Genomic DNA, 26563 nt, shown 5'->3' with positions numbered 1-26563 from the left:
GGCATCGTGCCCGAGGGGATGGCGACGAGGCGACGCGTCAGAGCGCGATGCGGCGCTTGTGCCATGCGTAGAAGGTGATCGCGGCCATGGCGGCGGCGGCAGAGGCGGCGGTGGTGGCCACCAGCAGATTGGTGTCGGCATTGCTGACGATGATACCGATCAGCGCCCAGACCACGGTGATTCCATAGACCGGCATACAGGGCCGCAGCCATTGCACCATGCCGGCGACTGCCACGACAATGGCGATCATCACGACCGCGCTTTCGCTGTCACCCAGTATTCCATATCCCGCCAAAGCCACACCCACCGACACGGCAGCGGCGGCCGAGAGCCAGCCCGCATAGATCGCCAGTGGGGCCGACAGCATCCAGCGGTCATAGAATTCATCGGCCTGCAGGAAGGCGACCATGGCTGTCGCCAGCATGAACAGGATGCCGACAGTTGCCAGCAGCGGGAAGGCGTTGGCGATGGCCAGCCAGACCGTGCCGATCAAAAGCGACGCGAGCAGGGGGATGCGCACCTCATCCCAATCCGCACTATGGGCCCGTTTCCAGAAGCCATAAATGGCATGCGCAATCAGCCACAGATAGATCACCGACCAGATCGAGAACGCATAGCCCGCCGGTTGCACCGAAGGATCGGCGATCTGCACTGGAAAATCGCTGGGGTCATAGCCGGTGAAGGGCGGCGTGACGAAGGGGGCGATGCCAAAGGCAAGCGTGGCGAGGATCAGAAGGATGGCGCGAAGGGTCATGGCTGGCCTTGTTGTGATGTCAGGGGACAAACGCGCTGTCGGGACTTTCGTTTCACGCAAGCACGCCGTCTGCGGTGATTCTTGTACGCCCGCCAAGATAGGGATGCAGCACGCCGGGCAGATCGACCGAGCCATCGGCCTGTTGGCCGTTTTCCAGCACCGCAATCAGGCAGCGCCCCACGGCAAGGCCAGAGCCGTTGAGGGTGGCCACAAAATCCGGCTTGCCCCCCCCGGTTTCAGTTTTGGGTGCGCGGAAGCGGGCGTTCATCCGCCGGGCCTGAAACTGGCCGCAGGTGGAGACAGAGGAAATCTCGCGGTAGGTGTTCTGGCCGGGCAACCATGCCTCAAGGTCAAACGTGCGCTGCGCGCCGAACCCCATGTCGCCGGTGCACAGCACCACGGTGCGGTAGGGGATTTCCAGCTTCTCCAGAATGGCCTCGGCGCAAGCCCGCATCCGGTCTTGCTCGGCCAGATGGGTGTCGGGGGTGCAGATGGTGACCATCTCCACCTTCTCGAACTGGTGCTGGCGCAGCATGCCGGAGGTGTCCTTGCCCGCGCTTCCCGCTTCGGACCGGAAGCATTGGGTATGGGCGGTCATGCGGATGGGCAGGGCGCTTTCATCCAGAATGTCGCCTGCAACGGTGTTGGTCAGGGTGACCTCGGAGGTCGGGATCAGCCACCAGCCGTTGGTGGTCTGGTAGCTGTCTTCGGCGAATTTGGGCAGCTGGTTGGTGCCATACATCGCCTCGTCCTTCACCAGAACGGGCGTCCACATCTCCTGCAGGCCATGCTCTTCGATATGCGTGTCGAGCATGAACTGCGCCAAAGCGCGGTGGACGCGGATCACGGCGCCTTTCAGGACCACAAAGCGGCTGCCCGACAGTTTGGCGGCAGTCTCAAAATCCATGCCGGGTTTGACGCCCGCGATGTCGAAATGCTCGCGCGGCGGGAAGTCAAAGGCGCGCGGGGTGCCCCAGCGGTGGACCTCGACGTTATCCGCCTCATCCTTGCCATCGGGCACTTCGGCCAGCGGCAGGTTGGGAATGCCCATCAGAAGGTCGCGCAGGGCAACGTCCTGCTCGCCCGCCTCGGTGGTCAATCGCGCGATGTCGGCCTTGGTCTGTGCCACCAATGCGCGCAGGCGCTCAAACTCGGCGTCATCGCCGCGGGCCTTGGCAGCCCCCACTTCTTTGGAGGCACGGTTCTGTTCGGCCTGCGCGGTTTCCGCCGCCACGATCTTGGCACGGCGGTCGGCATCCAGCGCCAGAATCTCGGACGACATCGCGGACAATCCCCGGCGGGCCAGTGCGGCGTCGAACGCTTCGGGGTTTTCGCGGATGGCTTTGATGTCGTGCATGATGGCCTCTTGCTGTGTCTGCGGCGCTTATGCCCCAATTGGCCACGCGGAAAAAGGGGGTGCGAAAAGCGCCCCATGGCTCTACCAATCCGCGCCCGCCCCGCATATATGGCAGGCCAAGGGTCGCAGACGGGCCCGTCTTGCACCCGTGCGTCCCGATATGTAGGGTGCGCGGCAATGAAATCCGGGGGTTTTCCCCGCCGACAGTGATGAGGATGCCCATGTTCGCAACACCCGCCTTTGCTCAGGCCGCCGGTGGCGGCGCTGCTGCTTTCACCAGCTTTGTGCCGCTGATCCTGATTTTCGGGATCATGTATTTCCTGCTGATCCGCCCGCAGCAGAAAAAACTCAAAGAGCACAAGGCGCTGGTTGAGGCATTGCGCCGGGGTGATCAGGTGCTGACCCAAGGCGGCATCGTGGGCAAGGTGACCCATGTGAACGAGGACGGCACGATTGTGGTCGAAATCGCCGACAACGTGAAGGTCAAGATCGTCAAGGCGACGATCGTGTCGGTCATGAACAAGACCGAACCAGCCGCCGCCTGAAGGGGAAGCCAGCGATGAACGCCATACCGCTGTGGAAGCGTGTGATCATTCTTGCCATTTGCGCATGGGGTATCGTCGCGGCTGCACCCAACCTGAACTACAGTAACATCGAGCGTCACAATGACGCGCGGGCGGCGGTGGAAGCCGCCGGTGGCACTGCCACGCCGGACCAGCAGGCCGATCTGGACCTGTGGCCGAACTTCCTGCCATCAGCATTGGTGAACCTTGGTCTCGATCTGCGCGGCGGCGCGCATCTGTTGGCCGAGGTGCAGGTCGCAGACGTGTACACCGCGCGGATGGATGCGCTGTGGCCCGAAGTGCGCGACGCGTTGCGCGACCAGCGCGATGCGGTGGGCAATGTGCGTCGCCTGCCCAGCCCCGACGGCACCCTGCGGGTGGCTATTTCCGAAGCCGGGGGCATGGCGGCTGCGCTTGGGTCGGTGCGTGCGCTGGCCACCCCGGTGGTCAGCCTGACCGGCGTGGGCCAGAACGACATCGACGTAAGCGCCGAAGGGCTGGAAATTGTGATCCAGCTGTCGCAGGCCGAACGCAGCGCCACCGACGACCGCACCATTCAGCAAAGCCTTGAGATCGTGCGCCGCCGGGTCGATGAGGTGGGCACGCGCGAACCCACGATCCAACGGCAGGGGTCTGACCGCATTCTGATTCAGGTGCCGGGCATCGGGTCGGCGGCGGAACTCAAGGCGCTGATCGGCACCACGGCCAAGCTGACCTTCAACCCGGTGATCGGGCGCACCTCCGATGCGGGTGCCAGCCCCGGCGCGCGCAACCTGCTCTTGCCGTCAATGGACGAGTCGGGCACCTTCTATATTGTCGAGGAAACCCCGGTGGTGACCGGGGAAGAGCTGGTCGATGCCCAGCCCGCCTTTGACCAGAACAATCGCCCCGCCGTGAATTTCCGCTTCAACCCGCAGGGCGCGCGCAAGTTCGGCGACTATACGGCGGCCAATATCGGTGCGCCCTTTGCCATCGTTCTGGATTCCGAGGTGATCTCTGCCCCCGTGATCCAGAGCCATATCGCCGGTGGCTCGGGCATCATCACCGGATCGTTCAGTATAGAGGAAAGCACGGAACTGGCGGTGCTGCTGCGCGCCGGGGCCTTGCCGGCCGAGCTGACATTCCTTGAAGAACGCACCGTCGGCCCCGAGTTGGGGCAGGACAGCATCGATGCGGGCAAGACGGCGGCGCTGATCGCCATGGGCGCGGTCGTGTTTTTCATGATCGCCAGCTACGGCCTGTTCGGAGCCTTTGCCACTGTGGCGCTTGGCATCAACGTCGCCCTGCTGTTCGGCGCGCTGTCGACCATTGGCGGCACGCTGACGCTGCCCGGCATCGCCGGGATTGTGCTGACCATCGGCATGGCGGTGGATGCCAATGTGCTGGTGTTTGAGCGCATCCGCGAAGAATTGCGCAATGCGAAAAATCCGGGCCGCGCGGTACAGCTGGGGTATGAAAAGGCGATGTCGGCGATCATTGACGCCAATATCACCACCTTCATCACCGCAACCGTGCTGTTTGCGGTCGGTTCCGGCCCGGTGCGCGGCTTTGCCATCACGCTGGGCATCGGGATCATCACCTCGGTTTTCACCGCATTGTTCGTGACGCGGGTGCTGGTCGAAATCTGGATCGGCTGGCGCCGGCCCAAGACCATCATCGTGTAAGGGAGAAGATCATGGCTTTTCGTCTGCGGCTTGCGCCCGAACACACCACCATCAACTTCTTTGCCTATCAGCGCCTGACGCTGGCGATATCTGCCCTGATGATGGCGGCTTCGGTGGCGTTGTGGGCGGTGATGGGGCTGAACTTCGGCATCGACTTTCAGGGCGGCACCACGATCCGCACCGAAAGCAACCAACCGGTTGATGTGGCCGCCTACCGGGCCGCGATGACCGGGCTGGAACTGGGCGATGTGGCGATCACCGAGGTGTTCGACCCCAGCTTTGATGATGACCAGTTCGTGGCCCAGGTCCGCATCGCCGCACAGGACGGGTCAGAGGCTGTGACGCCGGAAACCATTCAGATCGTGGAAGCCGCGCTGAAAACCGTTGATCCGTCGATCACCTTTCCATCGGTGGAATCGGTGGGGCCGAAGGTTTCGGGAGAGCTGATCCTGAGCGCCATTCTGGCGGTGCTGGGGGCCTCTGGTGCGATTCTGGTCTACATCTGGCTGCGCTTTGAATGGCAATATGCGGTGGGCGCTGTGGCGGCGCTGGTGCATGACATCATCATCACCATCGGGGTGTTTGCGCTGTTCCAGATCAAGTTCGATCTGGCCATTGTGGCGGCACTGCTGACGATCCTGGGCTATTCAATCAACGACACGGTGGTCATCTTTGACCGGCTGCGTGAAAACCTGATCAAGTTCAAGACCATGCCTTTGCGTGATGTGATGAACCTGTCGGCGAATGAAACCCTGTCGCGCACCCTGATGACCACGGGCACAACGCTGATTGCGCTGATTGCCATGCTGATCTTTGGTGGCGATGTGATCCGCGGCTTTGTCTTTGCCATCACCTTCGGCATCGTGATTGGCACCTATTCTTCCGTCTATGTAGCCAAGAATCTGGTGCTGTTGATTGGGCTGGACCGAACCGACAAGCCCAAGAAGGGCACGCCGGACGAATACGCCAATATCGACGCGTGACGCCATGCGCCTAACCGAAATCAGCTATGGTACGGCCAAGGCCATTGACGGCTACGGCCCCGGCTTTTTCCGCGTCGATGGCCATGTGCTGCGCGGCGCCTGCCTGATCACGCCTTGGGATGCCGGGCTGTGGGGCGGGTTTGACGATACGGAAACGCCTCTGTCACTGGCGGGCCGGATCGATGTGCTGTTCGTCGGCACCGGGGCGGAAATCGCGCATCCGCCCGCCGCCTTCCGCACGCTGCTGGAGGCATCGGGCATCGGGGTCGAAGTGATGAATTCGCCCGCGGCGTGCCGCACCTATAATGTGCTGTTGTCAGAAGGCCGCCGCATCGCCGCCGCCCTGTTGCCGGTGATGACAGTCAAGGGCTGACCCTGCCCATTGCACCATTGCACCATTGCACCATTGCACCATGGTGCCATACGCCCGCGCGGCGCGATCGCCCGTAGGCCACCTGCTTAGTCGGCGGCAATGCTGATCACCGGCTCCATCCCTGCCAGCTCTTCGCGCGACAGATGGCACTTGATCTGATGCCCGCCTGCCAGCACCTGCACGGGGGGCAGCACGGTGTCGCACAGGTTGCCGGGAACCTTGGGTTTCCAGCGGCAGCGGGTCTGGAACGGGCAGCCGGGGGGCGGATTCATCGCGCTTGGAATGTCGCCTTCCAGCACGATCCGGCGTTTTTTCACGCGCGTGTCAGCGATGGGCACGGCCGACAGCAGCGCCTCGGTATAGGGGTGGTAGGGTGGGGCAAAGACCTGATCGGTGGTGCCAAGTTCGACCACATGGCCCAGATACATCACCATCACCCGGTCAGACAGGTAGCGCACGATCGACAGATCATGGCTGATGAACAGCAGCGTGGTGTGGTTCTCGCGCTGGATGTCCATCAAAAGGTCGGTCACGGCGGCCTGAACCGACACGTCTAGCGCGCTCACCGGCTCATCCGCCACCACTACCTTGGCACCACCGGCAAAGGCCCGTGCGATGCCGACGCGCTGCTTTTGCCCGCCCGACAACTGGCGCGGCATCCGTTCGGCAAAGGCGCGGGGCAGTTTGACCATATCCAGCAGATTGAGCATCATGTCGGAACGGTCGGCGTCAGACGTGCCCTTCTGAAAAATCTCCAGCGCGCGGATGATCTGGCGGCCCACGGTCATGCTGGGGTTCAGCGTGTCGAACGGGTTCTGGAACACCATCTGCAGTTTGGACACCGTATCTGTGTTGCGCGCCTGGATCGGCGTGTCCTGCACGTTTTCGTCAAACAGCATGATCGAGCCGCTGGTCGCGGTTTCCAGCCCCATCAGCACCTTGGCAAAGGTGGATTTGCCGCAACCGGATTCGCCGACGATGGCAAGGGTTTCATTTTCATGCGCCTCGAACGACAGCGATTCGTTGGCTTTCACCACCTTTTCCGCGCCGCCGCCAAAGGCCCCGGCTGACACCGCATAGTATTTCTTCAGATCCTCCATCTTCAGGACCAGCCGCCCGCGCGGCAGTTTTTCGGTGACCTTGCCGACCTTGGGCGGGGCATCCCAGTCGATGTCTTTCCAGCGCAGGCAACGGGTGGCGTGGCGGTCGTGGTCGGGCACCGGGGCCATCGGAATGTCGCCCGCGTTGCACAGACCATCGCGGAAGTAATCGCAGCGCGGGCCGAAGTTGCACCCCTTGGGGCGTTCATGCGGCAGGGGGAAGTTGCCGGGAATGGCGATCAGCGGGCTGGAATTCTTGTCGGCCCCCGGCAGCGGGATGGAACGGAACAGCGCCTGCGTATAGGGGTGGCGCATCTTGTCAAAGACTTCGATGACATTGCCAGTTTCCACCGCCTCGCCGGAATACATCACACACAGCCGGTCGCAGACATCGAGGATCAGGCCAAGGTTGTGGCTGATGAACAGCATCGAGGTGCCGTATTTGGTGCCCAGATCCTTGACCAGATCGACGATCCCCGCCTCTACCGTCACATCCAGCGCGGTGGTGGGTTCATCCAGAATGAGCAGGGCAGGCTTGGCCATCAGCGCCATGGCAATCACGATGCGCTGCTGCTGGCCGCCCGACAACTGATGCGGATAGGCGCGTAAGATGCGGTCAGGGTCGGGCAGGCGCACATCGGCGATGATCTGGCGGGCAAGTTTCAGGGCATCGGCGCGGTTCATGCCCTGATGGATCATCGGCACCTCGGCCAGTTGGTCCCCCACCCGCATGGCGGGGTTCAGGCTGGCCATCGGTTCTTGATAGATCATCGCGATTTCCGAGCCGCGGATGTGGCGCAGCTCTTCTTCGGTCATATGGGTCAGGTCGCGGCCCTTGAAGCGGATAGAGCCCGAAACGATGCGCCCGTTCTTGCCAAGGTCGCGCATGACAGCGAGGGCCACGGTGGATTTGCCACATCCCGATTCGCCCACCAGCCCCATGGATTCGCCCGGCATCACGGTGCAGGAAAAATCCATCACCGCCGGGATCTCGCGGGCCCGCGTGAAGAAGCTGATCGAGAGGTTCTCGATTTCCAGGATGGGTTTTGAGGGGTCCCAGTCGGTCATGTGGCAGTTCCTTTGGGAGGGAGTGGAGCCGGGGGCCAGCCCCCGGGCCCCCGGGGTATTTTCGGACTGAAAAGTGTTAGTCGCGCATCGATTCTTCACGCAGCCCGTCGGCGAGGAGGTTGAGGCCGAGGACAAGGCTCATCAGGGCAAGCGCAGGCACGACGGCGGGGTGGGGGTAGATGGAAAGCAGGCGGCGGCCATCGTCGATGGTGCTGCCCCAGTCGGGGGATTCGGGCGAGACGCCAAGGCCGAAGAAGCCCAGCGTGCCTAGCAGGATGGTGGTGTAGCCAATGCGCAGGCAGAAATCGACGATCAGCGGCCCGCGCGCGTTGGGCAGGATCTCCCACAGCATGATGTACCAGGCACCCTCGCCGCGCGTTTGCCCGGCGGCGACGTAGTCGCGGGATTTGAGGTCCATCACGATGCCCCGCACGATGCGGAACACCGTTGGCGCGTTGACGAAGACCACCGAGACGAAGACGTTCAGCAGGTTGGGGTCCATCGACCAGATGCCGGTGGGGTCGGCGTTGAAGGCAAGGCCGGAATAGGCCCAGAGGCCGATGGCCAGCGAGACGCCGACATAGAGGTTGCGCTTGGCGGGCGTGGTGAAGAAACGGCTGTTCAGGAGGACCGAGACGAAGATCACCGGGAACAGGAACAGCACGGCGGCCAGCGCGATCGGCACCCCGGTGGAGCGGATTTCCGGCGTGACCAGCAGGTAGAACAGCAAGATGACCGGGAAGGCCAGCACCAGATTGGCGATGAAGCTGAGGCCTGTATCAAGCCTGCCGCCGAAGTATCCGGCGGGCAGGCCAAGGGTGATGCCGACCATGAAGGCGATGACGGTGGCGGCAGGCGCAATGGTCAGCACCCGGCGCGCGCCCATCACCACGCGGGAAAACACATCGCGCGCCAGATGGTCGCCGCCCAGCAGATACCATTGGCCCGTGCCCTCGACCGGCGTGCCGGGCAGGGCGTTTTTCAGGCCTGACAACTGGGCGATGGGATCATAGGTGATGATCATGTCGGCAAAGATTGCCGTGAACACCCAGAACATCACGATGACAAAGCCGGTCATCCCGACCGTAGAGTCAAACAGCTTGCCGTAAAGCCCCAGGCGGCGGCGGAACTGCAGCGACAGGACGACGGTCGCGACCAGTGCGGCCCAGACCGGCCAGAACTGCACGGCCATCTTGGCAAAGATCATCGGCCACGAGAGGGGTTCCATACGCGTATTCCTCAGCTCAGCCGGATGCGGGGGTTCAGGAAGACATAGCCGACGTCAGAAATCAGCTGCGTGACCAGCACGACAAAGACCGCCACCACCGAACAGGCCAGCAGCAGCTGGATGTCGTTGTTGCCGGCGGCCTGCACCAATGTCCAACCGAAGCCCTTGTAGTTGAACAGCGTCTCCACAATCACCACGCCGTTCAGCAGCCAGGGGAACTGCAGCATGATCACCGTGAAAGGCGCGATCAGTGCGTTGCGCAGGGCGTGTTTCACGATCACCTGATGGAAGGCCACGCCTTTCAGCCGCGCGGTGCGGATGTATTGCTGCGTCATCACCTCGGTCATCGAGGCCCGCGTCATCCGGGCGATATAGCCGATGCCGTAGAGCGCGATGGTCATCACCGGCAGGGCAAAGTTCCAGAAGGTGATCTGGTCGATGGCGGATGTGGCGGTGCCCAGAAACAGCGTGCGCCCGCTGATCCAGCCCCATTCGGCAAGGATGGGCGAAATCCCGGTGGTGGCCGAAGCAAAGATCACCACAAGGATCACGCCCGAGACATATTCCGGCGTGGCGGTGGTGGCGATGGCAAAGGTGGACAGCACCCGGTCGGTGCGGCTGCCTTCGCGCATGCCCGACATCACGCCGATGATCAGCGAGACCGGCACCATCACCAGCATCACCCAGAGCATCAGCCAGCCGGTGGAGGCCAGCTTGTCGGTGACGGTCTTGGCCACCGGCTCGCGGAACACGGTCGAGGTGCCCCAGTCGCCCTGCAGGATGCCGCAAAAGCGGGGGGCGTCCTCGGCGGTGACCGCGCCCTGAATGCAGCGGCCGCGCGTCACCCCCTTGTCATCGGTTCGGGTCCAGCCGGGCACGACGCCGAGCCATTGGCCGTAGCGGGTGATCATCAGCCCGCCATGGCCGTTGTTGATGATCCACGAGTCCACCGCCTCATCCGACATGCGGACCGAACCTTCGGTGCGGGCCAGCTTTTCCAGATTGGGGGCAAGGTTGGTCAGGGAAAACACGACGAAACTGAGCGTCAGCGCAGTCAGGATCATCACGCCGACCCGGCGCAACAGAAACGGCAGCATGGCTTTATCCTTCCCTTGCAGGGGACAGCAAAGGGTGACGGGAGGACTGGCTTAGCGGGCTGGGGATCGCGGCAGGCAAGCCGCGATCCCCAGGGGCAGGATCAGGCGTCCAGCGACCACTTGTAATGGTGATGCTCGAACGACGGATGCATGTCGATATTCACCCCGTCGCGCGCGTGGCGGTAGAGCGAGCGCCAGAACGGCTGGATGATATAGCCTTCGTCCTGCAGGATGGTTTGCAGCGTTGCCGACACTTCGCGCCGGGCATCGGCATCGGCCAGCGATAGGGCCTGCGCCATGGCGGCGTCAAACTCGGGGTTGGCCATGCCGGTCTCGTTCCACGAGCCGGTGGAGGTATAGGCCAGCGCCATGTTCTGCACCGCCAGCGGGCGGTGGTTCCAGGTGGTCGACGAGAACGGGTATTTCTGCCAGTCGTTCCAGAAGGTCGACCCCGGCATCACCGTGCGCTTGATATTGGCACCCGCATCCCGCAGTTGGGCTGCCACGGCATCGGTCGAGGCCGCTTCCCAGCCATCATCAAGCGAGATCAGCTCGAATTCGGTGTCGGCCATGCCGGCGGCTTCCAGCGCCGGGCGCAGGCCGGCAGGGTCGATGGTCTGTGCCGGGATTTCTGCATATTCCGGGTGAACCGGGCAGGCGTGGTGGTTTTCTGCCGTGGTGCCAAGCCCGTTGTAGCCCAGTTCCAGAATAACCGCCGGATCGACGGCTTTCTGGATGGCCTGACGCACGGCCTTGTCCTTGTAAAGATCGCCATTGGCCGAGTTCATCCGCATCACGATGGTCGATGCGGTGACGGCTTCCAGCTTTTTCCAGCCAATGCTGTCCAGCACGTCGATGAATTCGCCGGTGGATTCGTAGTTGCAGTCGATCTCGTCCGAACCGGCAAGCGCCACCATGGCGGCGGGGTCGGTGCCGAAGTCGATGTAGTGGATCGCGTCCAGCGGCGCGGTGCCGCCCCACCAGTTGTGGCCTTCATTGCGGGTCAGGATGGCGCGCTGGCCCACGGCCACTTCGGTCGGCAGGTAAGGTCCGGTGCCGATCGGGTTGGCCGAGGGGTCAGACCCATCGACGTAGGACGAATGCACCACCGCCGCCGGATAGTCGGACAGGTTGGCGATAACCGCCACATCCGACATCGACATCACCAGTTGTACCGTCATGTCGTCGATCTTGACCACGGCGCCATCGCGCAGGGCCTTGGTGTTGTCATCGACCAGACCGAGGAAGCGCGAGGCCATGGCATTGCCTTCGACCGAGGCATCGGTCCAGCGGGTGAACATGCGCACCACATCATCGGCGGTAAACACATCGCCGTTGTTCCAGGTGACACCGGGGCGGACGCGCAGCGTGTATTGGGTGGCGTCTTCGTTCGCCTCCCACGATTCAAGCAGGCGGCCCTCGAAGGTGCCATCGGGGTTGTACTGCACCAGATATTCCAGCCAGCCACGATAGACGTTGGAGATATGCGGCCAGTCGGCGGTGCGCGGGTCTTTCTGGGCCTTTACCTCCATTCCGACGCGCAGGGTGCCGCCGGTTGCAGCGGCCTGCGCCCGTGCCGGGGCATCAAGCCCCAGCAGGGCATAGGCGGCGGTCGCGGTGACGCCCAGAGCGGTGGTGCGGGTCATGAATTCGCGGCGGCTGAGGGTGCCGGCGCGCACTTCGCTGGCAAGCATGGTCGCGGCCGGATGCAGCATCTCGGTCTTGATCGTCATCATATGTCTCCCTGATGGCAGAGCCATCTTGTTATTGTTTTGACGGTTGCGCCGGACTGTGCCCCGGTGGGGCAATGACCAGTCTGTTCTTGCCCGGCGCAGGCAGGGTTGCGCCGGGGCATTGGCCCCATTGCGCAATACTTTACGTCAGGCGTCAACGCCCGAACTCGCCCCTTTGTGCCGCAAAACCGACATCTTGTCGACCGCTGGCGGGAAAATAATCTGAACCGGCTTCCGGATTGGGGCCGGGTTTCAAACCTTTGAACGCTAAACTTCGCGTCGGAAGGCGGTGGGGGAACGCCCGGTCAGGTGCTGGAAAGAGCGCGTAAAATAAGCGGGCGAGGTAAAGCCAAGCGCCTCGCCGATGCGGGCGACCGGCATGCGGGTTTCGGCCAGCATCCGGCGCGCCTCAAAGATACGGCGGTCCTGCAACACCTCGATCGCGGACCGCCCGCAGGCGATGCGGCAGCAGCGGGTCAGGTGGGTGGGGGTGACGCCAAGGGCGGCGGCAAACTCGCCCACCCCGGCCCCGGTGCGGAAATCGCGTTCCAGAAGCGTGGTGTAGCGTGCCACCAGACGGCGCGCGGCATCGGGTTTGGGGGTGTCGGGCGCGGCCTTGACCGCCTGCCGTTCCAGCCAGACGCCCAGCAAGCCCAGATAATGCAGGGTGGCCCGGTCATGGGCTGGAATGTCGCTGTCAATCTCGCGTTGCAGCGAATCAAGGATGACGTTGATTTCCTGCTGGGCATGCACTTCGCGGATGCGCAGGTGCTGTGCTGTTTCGGGCAGGATGACGCCACTGTCCCGGCCAAAAAACACAGCCGTGCCAAAGACCTGCGGCCCTACCTCAAACCCGTGCATCACGCCGGGCGGAATGAACACCGCATTGTGTGCGGTATAGCCCCGGGTGACACCGGCAATGGTGATGCGGCCCTGACCTTTGGTGAACCACAACAACATCGGCTCGGAAATGGCGCGCATCGCCTCTACCCGCCAGCGCCCGCCAGAGGCGAGGCGGGGAATGGCGGTGACACGCAACTGCGACAGGGCCGTCGAAGCGTTCGGGACAACAAGGGCATGCCGGGCAGGGTGATCGTTCATGGCGTCCTGCTCATTTTTTTTGACTGGGGACAGATAAACAGGGCATGGCGGCCAACCCAAGCAGAATTATGACCTTGTCCACAGATCAAAGCCGCCACTGTGGATAACTTGCCGCCCCCGGCAGTATTCTGCCGATGATGGCGGGTGCCTCAGTCCGGCACAACCGCCCGCCAGTCGCGCATCCGGTTGCGCAGCCAGGTGCGCTGGCGTTTGGCATATTGGCGGCTGGCCAGTTTGGCTGCGTCTACCGCCGTGTGCAGCGGCATCTGCCCCTGCAGATGTGCGATCAGTTCGGGCGCGCCGATGGCCCGGGCCGAAGGGCGCTGCGGCTGCCAATGCGGCAATTCGGCCCGTACCTCATCCAAGGCGCCCTGCGCCATCATCTGATCGAATCGCCGGTCGATCCGGCTGTTGAGCCAGTCCACCTGCGGGCGCAGCACCAAAGCCTCGGCCTGATCGCGCGCGATCAGCGGGGCGGGCGTGTCGGCCTGCCACGCGGCCAGCCCCCGGCCGGTGGTGCGCCACACCTCCCAAGCGCGCTGCACGCGGGCGGGATTGGCCAGGTCGATGCGCGCGGCGGTTTCGCGGTCAAGCGCTGCCACCATCGCGGGCAGGTCGGTGGTGCGCAGCGCATCACCCTCGGCGCGCACCTGTGGCGGAATCGCCGGCACCTCTGCCAGACCTTCGGTCAAGGCCAGAAAATACAATCCGGTTCCGCCCACGATCACCACCGGGCGGTCCAGCCAGCCCTGCACCTCGCGCAGCCAATGGCCGACGGAATAGGGCTGATCCCGCGCCACATGACCATAAAGCGCATGCGGCAACGCTGCTTCGTCCGCCACCGATGGCCGCGCGGTCAACAGCCGCCAGCAGCCGTAAACCTGCAAGGCGTCGGCATTCACGATTCTACGGCCATCGCGCGCCGCCAGTTCCATCGCCAGCCCTGACTTGCCGCTGGCGGTCGGTCCGGCGATCAGCACCGGGGCTTCACGCGATATTCCTGCCAGCCTCATTTTCAGTCCTTAAATATCCCACGGGGGTCTGGAGGTGTGAAACCCCCGCCGCAACGGCAGTCACAGGTTGAACCCGGCCCCGTTTTGCGACAGTTTGCGCGGCAGTCCAATTGCAAAACGAAGATGCGGGGAACACCCATGACCATAGCGACCCTTGATGGTGGCGTGAAATACGACCGTGTGATGCTGAAAATCTCGGGTGAGGCGTTGATGGGCGATCAGGCCTATGGTCTGCACCCGCCCACGGTGGAACGTGTCGCGCGCGAGATCAAGGCGGTGCATGATCTGGGCGTCGAGATCTGCATGGTGATCGGCGGCGGCAATATCTTTCGCGGCCTGCAAGGCAGCGCGCAAGGGATGGAGCGCACGACGGCCGATTACATGGGGATGCTGGCCACGGTGATGAACGCGCTGGCCATGCAGGCGGCGCTCGAATCGCTGGGTGTTTATACGCGGGTGATCAGCGCGATCCCGATGGATCAGGTGTGCGAGCCCTATATCCGGCGCCGCGCGGTGCGGCACCTTGAGAAAAAGCGGGTGTGCATCTTTGCTGCCGGCACCGGCAACCCCTATTTCACCACCGACACCGCCGCCGCGCTGCGCGCTTCGGAAATGGCCTGTGAGGCGATCTTCATGGGCAAGAACGTCGATGGCATCTATGACAGCGACCCCAAGCTGAACCCCGATGCCAAGCGCTATGCCGATATCACCTATGATGATGTGCTGCAGCGCAACCTCAAGGTGATGGACGCTTCGGCCATTGCGCTGTGCCGTGACAACCGCATGCCGCTGGTGGTGTTTGCACTGTCCGAACCCGGCGGGTTCAAGGGGATCATGGCGGGGCAGGGCACCTATACAATCGTGCATGACTGACACGGGCGCACCTGCGGGTTCCGGCGGGGCTATACCCATGCCCCGGCTTGGCTTATAGAACGTAAAAAACGCCCGGCAGACCCACAAATGCCCGGACGCTGACGAAGGAATGAACCGATGGCTGACGATTTTGAACTGGACACCGAAGATCTGACCCGCCGCATGGATGGCGCGATCAACGCCCTGCGCACCGAATTTGCAAGCCTGCGCACCGGGCGCGCCTCAGGCTCGATGCTGGAACCGATTCAGGTGGATGCCTACGGCCAGATGACCCCGATCAACCAGCTGGGCACCGTCAACGTGCCCGAACCCCGGATGGTGACGGTCAATGTGTGGGACAAGGCGATGGTCAACAAGGTCGAAAAGGCCATTCGCGAGTCGGGGCTTGGCATCAACCCGCAAACCAATGGCACCATCATCATGCTGCCGATCCCAGAGCTGAACGAGCAGCGCCGCAAGGAACTGACCAAGGTGGCGGCAGGCTACGCCGAACACGCCCGGGTCGCGGTGCGCAACCTGCGGCGCGACGGGATGGACCAGATCAAGAAGGCCAAGGGCGACGGGTTGTCGGAAGATGACGTGAAGTTCTGGGAAGCGGAAGTGCAGGACATGACCGACAAGTATATCAAACTTGTCGATCAGACGCTGGAAGGCAAGCAGGCCGAGATCATGCAGGTCTGACACAGGGTGTGACGGGCGGGGCCAGAGGAGGGGCCGCGCCCGTTGTTGGTTTTGGTATCCGGGAAAGTATCCGGGCAGGTTTCGGGAAAAGGGACAGGGGCTTGGCTTCCACCACATCGGCAGATCACAAGCTGCCCCGGCCGGCAGAACATGTCGCGATCATCATGGATGGTAATGGTCGCTGGGCCACAAACCGCGGCTGGCCCCGTCTGGTCGGGCACCGCAAGGGGGCCGAGCGGGTCAAGGAGATTGTCCGCTGCGCCCCCGATCTGGGCATCCGCTGGCTGACGATCTATGCGTTTTCCACCGAGAACTGGAAGCGGTCGACCGAAGAGGTGGTCGGGCTGATGTCTATTTTCGCGCGCTACATCGAGCGCGAGGCCGACCGGCTGGCCGCCGAGGGCGTGCGGATGCGCTTTATCGGCGACCGCAGCCCGCTGAACCCCAGGCTGCGCGCGCTGATGGCGGGGATCGAGGCGCGGACGGCAGGGTTCACCCGGCTGAACCTGACGGTTGCGATCAATTATGGCGGGCGCGATGAGCTGACCCGCGCCATGCGCGGTCTGGCCGCCGATGTGGCGGCAGGGCGGTTGGCACCCGAGGCGGTGACCGATGCGCTGATCGGGTCGCGGCTGGATACGGCTGATCTGCCGGACCCGGACCTGGTGATCCGCACCAGTGGCGAAACCCGAACGTCGAATTACCTGCTTTGGCAGGCGGCCTATGCCGAGTATGAATTCACCCCGACGCTGTGGCCCGATTTCTCTCCGGCAGAACTGGCACAGATCATGTCGCGCTTTGGCAACCGCGAGCGGCGCTATGGCGGGGTGGCCAGCGGATGACGGAGGCTATTGCCCGCTGGGGGGATCTGAAGAAGCGGGCGATTTCCGCCGCCTTCATGCTGGCGGTCGGTGCCGGAGAGCTGTGGCTGGGCGGGACGCCGTTTTCGCTTCTGGTTATCGCGCTGACCGGGGTGATGTTTTGGGAACTTGCCAACATGACCGCGCCGGGGCGCCGGCGGACACCACTGGCCATGGGGCTGTTTGCCGCCGCCTGTCTGGCCGGGGCCGAGCTGTTCCGCGATGATCTGGCCACGACCCTGTTGATTTTGCCGGGGCTCGCGCTGGCCCTGTCGCCGCGACGTGACCGGCAGATTGCAACTGTTTACGGCATTGCGATCATGGTGGCGGGTTATGGGTTGATCGAGCTGCGCACTCCGGGGATGCCGGCGATCCTGTGGCTGGTGGCGATTGTGATCGTGTCGGATGTGATGGGTTATTTCGTCGGGCGCATCGTGGGCGGGCCGAAGTTCTGGCCCGCGATCAGCCCCAAGAAAACATGGTCTGGCACAGTGGCGGGCTGGGTCGGCGCGATCGGTGTCTCGCTGATCTTTGTGGCGACCGGACATGCGCCGTGGATGGCGGTGGCGCTGGCGCCCTTTGTCGCCTTTGCCGGACAGTTGGGCGATATTGTCGAAAGCTGGATCAAGCGGCGGTCGGGGGTGAAGGATTCCTCGACGCTGATTCCCGGGCATGGCGGGTTTCTGGACCGGTTCGATGCACTGATCGGGGCGGTTGGGCTGGTGATGCTGCTGGGGCTGTTCACCTCGCTGCCGATGCCCGGGCCTTTGGGGGGGTGAGGGTGCGCAGCATTTCGATCTTTGGCGCCACCGGGTCGGTGGGGGAAAGCACCTTTGACCTGATCACACGCGCAGGCGGGGCGGAAGCGTTCCGCACCGTGGCAGTGACCGGGGCGCGCAATGTGGCGCGGCTGGCCGAGATGGCGCGCAGCTTGCGTGCCGAGGTGGCGGTCTGCGCGGATGAGAGCTGTCTGCCCGACCTGCGCGCGGCGCTGGCCGGATCGGGCGTCGCGGCGGCGGCAGGGGACGGCGCCATTGCCGAAGCCGCCGACCGCCCCGCCGATTGGGTGATGAGCGCGATTGTGGGGGCCGCGGGCCTTGTTCCGGGTCTGCGCGCCCTGCGTCACGGGGGCACGCTGGCGCTGGCCAACAAGGAAAGTCTGGTGACCGCGGGACCGCTCTTGATGGCGACGGCGGCGGCGCATGGCGCGCGGATTCTGCCCGTCGATTCCGAGCATTCTGCGATCTTTCAGGCTTTGGTGGGTGAGGATATCGCCTGCGTTGAACGCATTATCCTGACCGCGAGCGGGGGGGCTTTGCGCGACTGGCCGCTGGAGGCACTGGCGCAGGCGACTGTCAAAGAGGCGCTGGCGCATCCGAACTGGGCGATGGGGCAACGCATCACCATCGATTCGGCGTCCATGTTCAACAAGGCGCTGGAAGTCATTGAAACGCGAGAGTTTTTTGGCGTATCGCCTGACCAGATCGAAGTGATCATCCACCCGGAATCGCTGATTCACTCGCTGGTCGGTTATCAGGACGGCGCGATGATGGCGCATCTGGGGGCACCCGACATGCGCCATGCCATCGGCTATGCGCTGAACTGGCCCGAACGCGCGCCCTTGCCCATAGCGCGGCTTGACCTTGCACAGATTGCCACGCTCAGCTTCCGCGCGCCCGACCTTGCGCGCTACCCGGCGCTGCGGCTGTGCCGCGAGGTGATGGCGGCGCGCGGCCTTGCGGGCGCGGTGTTCAATGCTGCCAAGGAAATCGCGCTGGACCGGTTTTTGGACGGCGGCATCGGGTTCATGGACATGGCGGGCGTGGTCGAAGACACGCTTGCCAGGGTTATGCCGGAGATGTGCCTTGAATCTGACGTGATGACCCTTGAGGACATTCAAGGCGCAGACCATCTTGCGCGGGTGAGGGCCGGTGAAGCCGCGCACCTGCTGGCGCAGCGGCGCGCGACGTGATTTTGTGGCCCCCTGTGGCCCATATGGAATGAAGGATAGAACTTGGATCTGATTGGTCTTGTTCCCAGCTTTGGCGGTCTTGTCTGGACCGTGATCGCCTTTATCGTGGCGCTGTCGATCATCGTGGCGATCCATGAATATGGCCATTACATCGTGGGCCGCTGGACCGGCATCCATGCCGAGGTGTTCAGCCTTGGCTTTGGCCCGATCCTGTATTCGCGGGTCGACAGCCGGGGCACGCGGTGGCAGGTCGCGGCGCTGCCTTTCGGCGGCTATGTCAAGTTCATGGGCGACAGCAATGCCGCATCCGGCAAGGATGGTGAGGCGATCTCGACCCTGTCCGAAACGGAACGGCGGCGCACGATGCATGGCGCGCCGCTGTGGGCGCGGTCGCTGACCGTGGCGGCGGGGCCGGTGTTCAATTTCATCTCGGCGCTGCTGATCCTGACCGGGCTGGTGCTGTGGTCGGGGGTGTTCAGTGATGAAACGCTGGTGGGCGAGGTCACACCGCTGCCGTTTGAGGGCCAGCAGTTGCAGCCGGGCGACCGCATTCTGGCGATCAACGGGGTGGACACCCCCGATCTGACGAGTCTGGTCCAGGTGTCGGGCGATCTGCCCAACGCGCCTTCGGTAGCTTATACGGTGGAGCGTGCGGGGCAGGAGCTGAGCTTTGACGGCCCGCATCCCTTGCCGGCACTGGCATCAGGCGTGCAGCCGCAAAGTGCAGCGTTCGATGCCGGTCTGCTGACCGGCGATGTCATTCTGGCGGTGGACGGTGTGCCGGTCACGGTGTTTTCGGAACTGCCCGCCTTGGTGGCCGGAGCCGAAGGCAGCGCGCTCAACCTGACGGTCTGGCGGGCGGGCGACACGTTTGAAACCATGCTGACCCCGCGCCAGATGGACCTGCCCAAACGCGAAGGCGGGTTCGAGACCCGCTGGCTGATCGGGCTGAACGGCGGGCTGGGGTTCGAGCCGGAAATCCGGCATCCCGGCGTGTTCGAGGCGGTGGGCATCGCCGGTGAGCAGACCTGGCGCATCGCCACCACATCGCTTTCGGGGCTTTGGCATATGGTGGCGGGCAAGATTTCCAGCTGCAACCTGCGCGGCCCGATCGGAATTGCCGAAAGCTCGGGGGCGGCGGCGAGCCAAGGGGTGGAAACCTTCATCCAGTTCATCGCGCTGTTGTCGGTTGCGGTGGGGTTGATGAACCTGTTCCCGATTCCGGTGCTGGATGGCGGACATCTGGTGTTTCACGCCTATGAGGCGGTAACGGGCAAACCACCATCGGATAGGGCCTTGCAGGTGATGATGACGGTGGGCCTGGCGCTTTTGTTGTCGCTGATGGTGTTTGCGCTGACCAATGACCTGTTCTGCCCGTAAGCCAAAGGGCCCGACGCCGTAATCGGGCCATATTGACGCGTTACCCTTCGCGCAGTGCAGGAGGGTTCGTCATGCAAATGGTTGTGCAAGGATATCGTGGGCTGTCGTTTCTGGTCTGGCTGAACGCTGACAGGATCTTCACCATGGGCACAGTCGTGGCCGGCCTGCTGGCTGGCGCATTTTTGGGCAGCACTCTGGTTCAGCCCTGAACGTGACTGCGGTGTCGCTGGTGCAGCCTGGGCGGGGCATGACCCGCGCCCTTGCCTGTCTTAACCATCTGCAGCATGTGGGCAACGGCCGTTAACTGCTGTGTCACACATGCGTCCAACGCTTTGACAAGCCCCGCACTTCCGTCTAGTGAAGACACAACAGTTTGTTGATATGGGGCGCAGTCATGCACAATACAGCGGGTGCCGCGAAACGCGTGGCGCATGGCAAGGCGGCAGTCCGCAAGCGCATTCTGACCGCGCTTTTTCTTTCCACTGCAACGGCTTCGGCGGCGATCTTCGCGCCCGCCTTCGCGCAGCAATATGCCTTTGATCAGGTCGTGATCGAAGGCAATCAGCGCGTCGACAATGCCACAATCCTGGGCTTTGCCGGAATCAGGCGGGGGCAGGCCCTGTCGCAGGGCGGGCTGAATGATGCCTATCAGGGGCTGGTCCGCTCGGGTCTGTTCCAGACCGTTGAAATAGTGCCGCAGGGCGGGCAGCTGGTCATCCGCGTTCAGGAATACCCGATTGTCAACATCATCAACTTTGAAGGCAACAAGCGCCTGAGCGATGAGGATCTGGCCGGCATCATCCAGTCGCAGGCGCGCAGGGTCTATTCGCCCAGCGTGGCCGAGGCGGATGCGGCAGCGATTGGCGAGGCCTATCGTGCCCGGGGCCGGATTGCCGCGACGGTGACGCCGAAGCTGATCCGCCGCAGCGAAGGCCGGGTCGATCTGGCGTTCGAGATCACCGAAGGCCGCGTGACGGAAATTGAGCGGTTGTCGTTCATCGGCAACCGCGCCTTCAGCGACCGCCGTCTGCGGCAGGTGCTGGAAACCAAGCAGGCCGGGCTTTTGCGGACCCTGATCCAGCGCGATACCTTCGTGGCGGAACGGCTGGAGCTGGACAAGCAGTTGCTGCGCGATTTCTATCTGGCGCGCGGCTATGTCGACATTCAGGTCACCGATGCTTCGGCCGAAGTGGCGCGGGAACGCGATGCCGTCTTTGTCAGCTTTGCGATCCGTGAAGGGCGGCAATACCGGTTCGGCGGCGTGACCACCGTGTCCGAGATCGAAGGTCTGGATGCCGCCGAATTCGGTGCATTGTCGCGGGTGCGCTCGGGCGTGCCTTACTCGCCGGTGGTCGTGGAAAACACCATTGCGCGGATGGAAAATCTGGCACTGCGCAAGGGGCTGACCTTTGTGCGTGTCGATCCGCGCATCACCCGCAATGATCGGACCGGCACGCTGGATCTTGAATTCGCGCTGGTGCGGGGCGAGCGGGTGTTCGTGGAGCGCATCGACATCGAGGGCAATACCACAACGCTGGATCAGGTGATCCGCCGTCAGTTCCGCAGCGCAGAAGGCGACCCCTTCAACCCGCGCGAAGTGCGCCAGTCGGCCGAGCGCATCCGGGCACTTGGCTTTTTCTCGGACGCGCAGGTCAATGCCCGGCCCGGATCGGCGTCTGATCAGGTGATCGTCGATGTGAACGTTGAAGAGCAGCCCACCGGGTCGCTGTCCTTTGGCGCAAGCTACGGGGTGGAATCCGGGATCGGGGTGAACATCGGCTTTTCGGAATCGAACTTCCTCGGGCGCGGGCAGGCACTGTCTGTGGCCGTTTCCACCGGGACCGACAGCACGTCGTCGTCGATCTCGATCACCGAACCGGCGTTTCTGGGGCGCGATCTGTCGCTGTCGCTGGGCGCGTTCTACAACGTGACCAGCCAGAAGAACGCGATCTATGATACCGCCAATGTTGGCACGCGCGTGGCGCTGTCCTTCCCGGTGGGTGACGTCAGCCGTCTGGAACTGCGCTATGGCCTGTCGAAGAACACAATCAAGGGGTATGAGGGCAAGGACGTTGGCGGCACGATAGAAGTGAACCCGACGCTTGAGGCTGAATCCGCGCGCGACGGCGAGTTCACCTCGGCCGTCGGCTATACCTACAGCTATGACACGCGGATCGGTGGTCTGAGCCCGGATCGCGGCGTGGTGTTCCGCTTCAGCCAGGATTTTGCCGGGCTTGGCGGTGATGCCAAGTATATTTCTAACGAAGTGCAGGCGCTGGCCGAACGCAAGATCCTGAACGAAGATGTCACTTTGCGCGCCATTTTCGAGGCCGGGGCGATTTCACCGCTGGGCGGATACAGCACCCGCGTCACCGAGCGCTACTTCGGCAACAGCAAGATCCGGGGCTTTGAAGGCAACGGCATCGGCCCGCGCGATACGGTGACCGATGACGCTCTGGGCGGCAATTTCTATGCCGTCGCGCGGTTTGAGGCTGACTTTCCGCTGGGCCTGCCCGAGGAATACGGGATCAGCGGAGGTCTGTTCTTGGATGTCGGTTCGGTCTGGGGTCTGAAGGGCGATGTCTTTGATGCCGACAATAATCCGATTGATACCGGGTTTAACCCGCGTGCGGCGGTTGGCGTCTCGGTGCTGTGGGATGCGCCGATCGGGCCCTTGCGCTTCAATTTCTCAAAAGCGTTGAAGAAAGAGGAGTATGACAAGGATCAGCCCTTCGATCTGACGATTTCGACCCGGTTCTGATGATCCGGGCCGGTCTGCGTGCGTCCGTTCTGTTGGTTCTGGCCTGTGCCGGGCCGGGGATGGCGCAGACAGAAGCCCCGGAGCAGGCACAAGAACAGATGCCTGCCATGCAATCGGCGGTCGTGACGCTTGACCGGACGCGACTGTTCGAAGAGACGCTGATGGGGCAGGCGATTCAGGCGCGGATCGACGCGGCGTCAAATGACCTGATTGCCGAGAACCGCCGTCTGGAGGCGGCGCTGGAAGCGGAAGAACGGCTCTTGACCGAACGCCGGGCAAACCTGCCCCCGGCCAGCTTTCGCGACCTGGCCCGAGAGTTTGACACAAGGGTCGAGGATTTGCGCGTGGCGCAAGAGGCCAAGAGCCGGGCGCTGACGCGCATGCGCGATGCCGAGCAGCAGCGGTTTTTCTTTGAAGCGGCCGCGCCGGTTCTGGCCGAGCTGATGCAGGACCTGGGGGCGGTGGCGATCATCGACCGCTCTGTCGTGATCCTCAGTTTCGACCGCATCGACATTACCGAACAGGCGATTGCCCGGCTGGACGCCCGCCTTGGCGATGGGGCGGAGGTGCTGGCCGCGCCAGAGCCTCAGCCAGAGGGGCCGCCCGGCGATCCGACCGCCGCTCCCCGACCAGACGCGCCGCAGCCCTGACACCGGTGCCGGGGCAGGCCCGGCGCTATGTCTTGCCCCGCTGCTTTGCAGTTGGTAGCAACGTCAAAACAGCGATGCATTCAGCATGCAAGACCAAGACGGGGAATGTGAATGACCGAAACCACTGTGACCGCTGGCCAGACGGCCGATATCGCGCTGATCCAGCGCATTCTGCCGCATCGCTATCCGTTTCTGTTGGTCGACAAGGTGGTGGATATCCATGTCGACAAAAGCTGTGTCGGTATCAAGTGCGTCACGATGAACGAGCCGCAGTTCACCGGCCATTTTCCCGGGGTGCCGATTTTCCCCGGCGTGATGATAATCGAGGCGATGGCGCAGACCAGTGGCATTCTGGTCGGCCTGTCGATGGATCTGGTCGACAAGAATGCCAATGTGTTCTTCATGGGCGTCGATGGCGTCAAGTTCCGCCGCAAGGTGGTGCCGGGCGATGTGCTGGAGCTGCATGTCAAGGCGCTGCGCGGCGGTGGCCGGGTCTGGAAATTCGCGGGCCGCGCCATGGTGGGGGATGAGCTGGCCTGCGAGGCGGAGTTTACCGCGATGTTCGACGTGCCGAAAAAGGCCTGAGCCATGACGATTGACGCCAGCGCCCGCATTCACCCGATGGCCGTGGTCGAGCCCGGCGCCGTGATCGGCGCGGGGGCCGAGGTTGGCCCCTTTGCGGTGATCGGGGCCGAGGTGACGCTGGCTGCGGGCGTGGTGGTGAAATCGCATGCTGTCCTGACCGGCTGGACAGACGTGGGCGAGGGCACGGTGATTTTCCCCTTCGCCTGCGTGGGCGAGGTTCCGCAGGATCTGAAATTCAAGGGCGAGCACACGCGGCTGATCATCGGCGCGCGCTGCAAGATCCGCGAAGGGGCCACGCTGAACACCGGCACCGAAGGTGGCGGCGGGATCACCCGCATCGGCGATGACTGCCTGCTGATGACCGGTGCCCATGTCGGCCATGATGCCACGATGGGCAACCGGGTGATCCTGGCCAATCAGGCGGCGATTGCCGGGCATTGCCAGATCGGTGACGATGTGATCGTGGGCGGGTTGTCGGGCGTGCATCAATGGGTGCGTGTGGGGCGCGGTGCGATCATCGGGGCGGTGACCATGGTGACCAATGATGTGTTGCCGCATGGGTTGGTGCAAGGGCCGCGCGGGATACTGGACGGGCTGAACCTTGTGGGGCTGAAGCGGCGCGGGGTGGAGCGGTCCGAGATTACGGCGCTGCGGGCGGGGTATCAGATGCTGGCGCAGGGCGAAGGGTCATTCCTTGACCGCGCGCGGCGGCTGTCAGAGGAAACCGAGTCTGCCCATGTGCGCGAGATGACCGATTTCATTCTTTCGGCCAGCGACCGCAGCTTTCTGACGCCCAAATGACCTGCACTGAAATGAACAGAACGGCCATCATTGCCGGGGCCGGGCACCTGCCCGCCGCTGTGGCCGGGGCGCTGGATGCGCCTTTGGTCTGCGCGCTCGACGGGTTTGCGCCTTTGGGGCTGGTGCCGGATATGGTGTTCCGGGTCGAACGTCTGGTGCCGTTCTTTCGCGCGCTGGAGGATGCGGGGGTGACCCGCGTGACCTTTGCCGGGGCAGTTCAGCGGCCAAGGCTGGACCCGGCAGTGTTCGACGCGGGCACGGCGCAGCTGGTGCCGCGCCTGATGGCGGCGATGGCGCAGGGCGATGATGCCACCTTGCGCGCGGTGATTGCGCTGTTCGAAGAGGCGGGCTTTACGGTGGCAGGCACGGCCGTGATTGCGCCGGATCTGGTGCCGGGGGCCGGGGTGTTGTGCGGCACGGTCAGCCCGCAGGATGAGGCAGATGCCGCGCGGGCGGCGGCAATTGTCGCAGCCCTTGGCGCGGTGGATGTGGGGCAGGGCTGCGTGGTGGCCCAAGGATTGTGCCTTGCCGTCGAGGCGTTGCCGGGCACCGATGCGATGCTGGCAGGGGTGTCGGCGATGCCTGCTTCCTTGCGACCACCGGGCACGCGCGGTCTGTTCTACAAGGCCCCCAAACCCGGGCAGGATCTGCGGGTGGATCTGCCGACGCTGGGGCCGGACACGGTGATGCGTGCGGCGCAGGCCGGATTGGGTGGCATCGCGTGGCAGGCCGGCGGGGTGATCTGCCTTGACCGTGACGCCATGATCGCCGCCGCTGTGGATGCAGGCCTGTTCCTGTGGGCGCGCTGACGCTGTTCCTGATTGCGGGGGAGCCGTCGGGCGACCGGCTGGGCGCGGCACTTATGGCAGGGCTGGCCGCGCAGGCACCGGGGGTGCGCTTTGCCGGTGTCGGCGGGCCGATGATGCAGGCCGAAGGGCTGGACAGCCTGTTCCCGATGGAAGAGCTGTCGGTGATGGGTCTGGTCGAGGTGCTGCCCAAGTATTTTGCCCTGAAACGCCGGATCGCAGAGGCCGCGCAGGCGGTGCTTTCGTCGGGCGCGCAAGGACTGGTCACGATCGACAGCCCCGATTTCTGCCTGCGGGTGGCGGCGATTGTCAAAGCCGCGCGGCCGGAGTTTCCGGTGATCCACTATGTCGCGCCCTCGGTCTGGGCCTGGCGTCCGGGGCGGGCCGCGAAGATGGCGCGCGTGGTCGATCATGTGCTGGCGCTGTTGCCGTTCGAGCCGCCGTATATGACCGCCGCCGGAATGAGCTGCGATTTCGTCGGGCATCCGGTGGTGGCAGAGCCATTGGCCACGCAGGTCGAGGCCGAGACACTGCGCGGCCACGGCCCGCTGATCCTCGCCCTGCCGGGGTCGCGCAAGGGCGAGGTTGCGCGGCTGGCCCCGGTACTGGGGCAGGTCTTGGCACAGATCAAGGCGGTGCATCCCGATGCGCGGGTGGCCTTGCCCACAGTGCGCGGGGTGGCCGGGCTGGTGCAGGATCTGACCGCCGACTGGGCGATCCCGCCGCAAATCATTCAGGATGCACCCACCAAACGTGCGGCCTTTGCGGCGGCGGATGTGGCGATTGCGGCCTCGGGCACTGTCAGTCTGGAACTGGCGGCCAACGATTGCCCGATGGTCATCGCCTATGACATGAACCCGGTGACGCTGTGGCTGATGCGGCGCGCGGCGCTGATTGATTCGGTGACGCTGGTCAATCTGGTGTCGGACAGCCGGGTGGTGCCGGAGTTTATCGGCCCGGAGTGTCGTGCCGATCTGATCGCCCCGGCTGTACTGCACCTGCTTGCGGAGGGCGGAGCCGCGCAGCGGCAGGCGATGCAGCTGACGATGGAACGGCTGGGGCTGGGCGGTGTGCCCCCCGGGCAACGGGCGGCACAGTCGGTGCTGGGGTTTCTGGCGTTGCGCGGCGTGATTTGAACCTTCCCACCCACCCCGGGGTGG

At 63.9% G+C, this 26563-nt stretch carries 25 protein-coding genes; 17 read left to right on the top strand and 8 right to left on the bottom strand.

Annotated elements, in window-relative coordinates; translation table 11 throughout:
* Positions 1 to 37: 37 nt before the first annotated feature.
* Complete coding sequence (locus tag EEB11_RS01355; protein ID WP_210134354.1) at positions 38 to 754, bottom strand: TspO-related membrane protein; 717 nt, start codon at positions 752 to 754, stop codon at positions 38 to 40.
* 52 nt (positions 755 to 806) lie between these two features.
* The gene (gene serS, locus EEB11_RS01350) at positions 807 to 2111 is read right to left on the bottom strand and encodes a serine--tRNA ligase (protein WP_135428615.1); all 1305 of its coding nucleotides are present in this window, start codon (positions 2109 to 2111) and stop codon (positions 807 to 809) included.
* A gap of 221 nt (positions 2112 to 2332) precedes the next feature.
* Between serS and yajC the strand changes: the two genes are divergently transcribed.
* From yajC to EEB11_RS01330, 4 genes are read left to right on the top strand one after another with little or no spacing between them, the layout of a single operon-like run.
* Positions 2333 to 2656, top strand: a complete 324-nt coding sequence (gene yajC / locus EEB11_RS01345) for a preprotein translocase subunit YajC (RefSeq protein WP_118155198.1) — start codon at positions 2333 to 2335, stop codon at positions 2654 to 2656.
* Between the two features lie 14 nt (positions 2657 to 2670).
* Entirely contained in the window at positions 2671 to 4338 is a 1668-nt protein-coding gene (gene secD, locus EEB11_RS01340) for a protein translocase subunit SecD (protein WP_135428614.1), read from the top strand.
* 11 nt (positions 4339 to 4349) lie between these two features.
* The gene (gene secF / locus EEB11_RS01335; RefSeq protein WP_135428613.1) at positions 4350 to 5321 is read left to right on the top strand and encodes a protein translocase subunit SecF; all 972 of its coding nucleotides are present in this window, start codon (positions 4350 to 4352) and stop codon (positions 5319 to 5321) included.
* 4 nt (positions 5322 to 5325) lie between these two features.
* Positions 5326 to 5694 (top strand): Mth938-like domain-containing protein, encoded by a 369-nt coding sequence (locus EEB11_RS01330; protein ID WP_135428612.1) that lies wholly within the window; start codon positions 5326 to 5328, stop codon positions 5692 to 5694.
* An 86-nt stretch (positions 5695 to 5780) separates the two neighbouring features.
* On the opposite strand, the gene EEB11_RS01325 is transcribed toward EEB11_RS01330, so the two are convergent.
* The 6 genes from EEB11_RS01325 to miaA all read right to left on the bottom strand — a co-directional run bounded on the left by EEB11_RS01325 (position 5781) and on the right by miaA (position 14034).
* The gene (locus EEB11_RS01325; protein WP_135428611.1) at positions 5781 to 7862 is read right to left on the bottom strand and encodes a dipeptide ABC transporter ATP-binding protein; all 2082 of its coding nucleotides are present in this window, start codon (positions 7860 to 7862) and stop codon (positions 5781 to 5783) included.
* Positions 7863 to 7938: 76 nt separating this feature from the next.
* Complete coding sequence (locus tag EEB11_RS01320; RefSeq protein ID WP_135428610.1) at positions 7939 to 9090, bottom strand: ABC transporter permease; 1152 nt, start codon at positions 9088 to 9090, stop codon at positions 7939 to 7941.
* 11 nt (positions 9091 to 9101) lie between these two features.
* Positions 9102 to 10187: an ABC transporter permease gene (locus EEB11_RS01315; protein ID WP_135428609.1), complete on the bottom strand. Its 1086-nt coding sequence runs from the start codon at positions 10185 to 10187 to the stop codon at positions 9102 to 9104.
* Positions 10188 to 10288: 101 nt separating this feature from the next.
* Positions 10289 to 11920, bottom strand: coding sequence for an ABC transporter substrate-binding protein (locus EEB11_RS01310; protein ID WP_210134353.1), 1632 nt, complete (start codon positions 11918 to 11920; stop codon positions 10289 to 10291).
* Positions 11921 to 12187: 267 nt separating this feature from the next.
* Positions 12188 to 13021, bottom strand: a complete 834-nt coding sequence (locus EEB11_RS01305; RefSeq protein WP_135428608.1) for a helix-turn-helix domain-containing protein — start codon at positions 13019 to 13021, stop codon at positions 12188 to 12190.
* Between the two features lie 149 nt (positions 13022 to 13170).
* Positions 13171 to 14034: a tRNA (adenosine(37)-N6)-dimethylallyltransferase MiaA gene (gene miaA, locus EEB11_RS01300; RefSeq protein ID WP_135428607.1), complete on the bottom strand. Its 864-nt coding sequence runs from the start codon at positions 14032 to 14034 to the stop codon at positions 13171 to 13173.
* Between the two features lie 138 nt (positions 14035 to 14172).
* Here miaA and pyrH point away from each other — a divergent pair, with 138 nt between their 5' ends.
* The 13 genes from pyrH to lpxB all read left to right on the top strand — a co-directional run bounded on the left by pyrH (position 14173) and on the right by lpxB (position 26539).
* Positions 14173 to 14907 carry a UMP kinase gene (pyrH, locus tag EEB11_RS01295; RefSeq protein ID WP_135428606.1) on the top strand — a complete coding sequence of 245 codons (735 nt, stop codon included), beginning with the start codon at positions 14173 to 14175 and terminating at the stop codon, positions 14905 to 14907.
* Between the two features lie 117 nt (positions 14908 to 15024).
* Entirely contained in the window at positions 15025 to 15588 is a 564-nt protein-coding gene (gene frr / locus EEB11_RS01290; protein WP_135428605.1) for a ribosome recycling factor, read from the top strand.
* Between the two features lie 101 nt (positions 15589 to 15689).
* Positions 15690 to 16430: a polyprenyl diphosphate synthase gene (gene uppS / locus EEB11_RS01285; protein ID WP_280950239.1), complete on the top strand. Its 741-nt coding sequence runs from the start codon at positions 15690 to 15692 to the stop codon at positions 16428 to 16430.
* Positions 16427 to 17227 (top strand): phosphatidate cytidylyltransferase, encoded by an 801-nt coding sequence (locus EEB11_RS01280; RefSeq protein WP_135428604.1) that lies wholly within the window; start codon positions 16427 to 16429, stop codon positions 17225 to 17227. The genes uppS and EEB11_RS01280 overlap by 4 nt, the downstream gene beginning before the upstream one ends.
* 2 nt (positions 17228 to 17229) lie before the next feature.
* Positions 17230 to 18420: a 1-deoxy-D-xylulose-5-phosphate reductoisomerase gene (gene dxr, locus EEB11_RS01275; RefSeq protein ID WP_135428603.1), complete on the top strand. Its 1191-nt coding sequence runs from the start codon at positions 17230 to 17232 to the stop codon at positions 18418 to 18420.
* Positions 18421 to 18462: 42 nt separating this feature from the next.
* Positions 18463 to 19800 (top strand): RIP metalloprotease RseP, encoded by a 1338-nt coding sequence (rseP, locus tag EEB11_RS01270; RefSeq protein WP_135428602.1) that lies wholly within the window; start codon positions 18463 to 18465, stop codon positions 19798 to 19800.
* A 71-nt stretch (positions 19801 to 19871) separates the two neighbouring features.
* A complete protein-coding gene (locus EEB11_RS19430) occupies positions 19872 to 20009 on the top strand; it encodes a hypothetical protein (protein ID WP_167852624.1) in 138 nt (45 codons plus the stop codon).
* Positions 20010 to 20194: 185 nt separating this feature from the next.
* On the top strand, positions 20195 to 22561 hold the full coding sequence (bamA, locus tag EEB11_RS01265) for an outer membrane protein assembly factor BamA (protein WP_135428601.1): 2367 nt from the start codon (positions 20195 to 20197) through the stop codon (positions 22559 to 22561).
* Entirely contained in the window at positions 22561 to 23211 is a 651-nt protein-coding gene (locus EEB11_RS01260) for an OmpH/Skp family outer membrane protein (protein WP_135428600.1), read from the top strand. Before bamA ends, EEB11_RS01260 begins: the two co-directional genes overlap by 1 nt.
* Before the next feature lie 111 nt (positions 23212 to 23322).
* Complete coding sequence (gene fabZ / locus EEB11_RS01255; protein ID WP_135428599.1) at positions 23323 to 23796, top strand: 3-hydroxyacyl-ACP dehydratase FabZ; 474 nt, start codon at positions 23323 to 23325, stop codon at positions 23794 to 23796.
* A 3-nt stretch (positions 23797 to 23799) separates the two neighbouring features.
* The gene (lpxA, locus tag EEB11_RS01250) at positions 23800 to 24597 is read left to right on the top strand and encodes an acyl-ACP--UDP-N-acetylglucosamine O-acyltransferase (protein ID WP_135428598.1); all 798 of its coding nucleotides are present in this window, start codon (positions 23800 to 23802) and stop codon (positions 24595 to 24597) included.
* A gap of 11 nt (positions 24598 to 24608) precedes the next feature.
* Entirely contained in the window at positions 24609 to 25406 is a 798-nt protein-coding gene (locus EEB11_RS01245; RefSeq protein WP_135428597.1) for an LpxI family protein, read from the top strand.
* Entirely contained in the window at positions 25403 to 26539 is a 1137-nt protein-coding gene (gene lpxB / locus EEB11_RS01240) for a lipid-A-disaccharide synthase (RefSeq protein WP_135428858.1), read from the top strand. The genes EEB11_RS01245 and lpxB overlap by 4 nt, the downstream gene beginning before the upstream one ends.
* Positions 26540 to 26563: the final 24 nt, after the last annotated feature.

Origin of the sequence: Pseudotabrizicola sediminis, assembly GCF_004745575.1 — a bacterium.
Classification (GTDB): Bacteria; Pseudomonadota; Alphaproteobacteria; order Rhodobacterales; family Rhodobacteraceae; genus Pseudotabrizicola; species Pseudotabrizicola sediminis.
The sequence above is the reverse complement of the archived record's forward strand: the minus strand, read 5'-3'. Positions and strand labels throughout refer to the sequence as shown.

Coding starts and splice junctions, on each gene's coding strand:
- miaA (WP_135428607.1), bottom strand. CDS start 14,034: ATGAGGCTGGCAGGAATATCGCGTGAAGCCCCGGTGCTGATCGCCGGA.
- EEB11_RS01280 (WP_135428604.1), top strand. CDS start 16,427: ATGACGGAGGCTATTGCCCGCTGGGGGGATCTGAAGAAGCGGGCGATT.
- EEB11_RS01315 (WP_135428609.1), bottom strand. CDS start 10,187: ATGCTGCCGTTTCTGTTGCGCCGGGTCGGCGTGATGATCCTGACTGCG.
- EEB11_RS01260 (WP_135428600.1), top strand. CDS start 22,561: ATGATCCGGGCCGGTCTGCGTGCGTCCGTTCTGTTGGTTCTGGCCTGT.
- bamA (WP_135428601.1), top strand. CDS start 20,195: ATGCACAATACAGCGGGTGCCGCGAAACGCGTGGCGCATGGCAAGGCG.
- yajC (WP_118155198.1), top strand. CDS start 2,333: ATGTTCGCAACACCCGCCTTTGCTCAGGCCGCCGGTGGCGGCGCTGCT.
- EEB11_RS01310 (WP_210134353.1), bottom strand. CDS start 11,920: ATGACGATCAAGACCGAGATGCTGCATCCGGCCGCGACCATGCTTGCC.
- EEB11_RS01320 (WP_135428610.1), bottom strand. CDS start 9,090: ATGGAACCCCTCTCGTGGCCGATGATCTTTGCCAAGATGGCCGTGCAG.
- secD (WP_135428614.1), top strand. CDS start 2,671: ATGAACGCCATACCGCTGTGGAAGCGTGTGATCATTCTTGCCATTTGC.
- serS (WP_135428615.1), bottom strand. CDS start 2,111: ATGCACGACATCAAAGCCATCCGCGAAAACCCCGAAGCGTTCGACGCC.
- secF (WP_135428613.1), top strand. CDS start 4,350: ATGGCTTTTCGTCTGCGGCTTGCGCCCGAACACACCACCATCAACTTC.
- EEB11_RS01355 (WP_210134354.1), bottom strand. CDS start 754: ATGACCCTTCGCGCCATCCTTCTGATCCTCGCCACGCTTGCCTTTGGC.
- lpxA (WP_135428598.1), top strand. CDS start 23,800: ATGACGATTGACGCCAGCGCCCGCATTCACCCGATGGCCGTGGTCGAG.
- frr (WP_135428605.1), top strand. CDS start 15,025: ATGGCTGACGATTTTGAACTGGACACCGAAGATCTGACCCGCCGCATG.
- EEB11_RS19430 (WP_167852624.1), top strand. CDS start 19,872: ATGCAAATGGTTGTGCAAGGATATCGTGGGCTGTCGTTTCTGGTCTGG.
- EEB11_RS01305 (WP_135428608.1), bottom strand. CDS start 13,021: ATGAACGATCACCCTGCCCGGCATGCCCTTGTTGTCCCGAACGCTTCG.
- pyrH (WP_135428606.1), top strand. CDS start 14,173: ATGACCATAGCGACCCTTGATGGTGGCGTGAAATACGACCGTGTGATG.
- EEB11_RS01245 (WP_135428597.1), top strand. CDS start 24,609: ATGAACAGAACGGCCATCATTGCCGGGGCCGGGCACCTGCCCGCCGCT.
- EEB11_RS01325 (WP_135428611.1), bottom strand. CDS start 7,862: ATGACCGACTGGGACCCCTCAAAACCCATCCTGGAAATCGAGAACCTC.
- EEB11_RS01330 (WP_135428612.1), top strand. CDS start 5,326: ATGCGCCTAACCGAAATCAGCTATGGTACGGCCAAGGCCATTGACGGC.
- fabZ (WP_135428599.1), top strand. CDS start 23,323: ATGACCGAAACCACTGTGACCGCTGGCCAGACGGCCGATATCGCGCTG.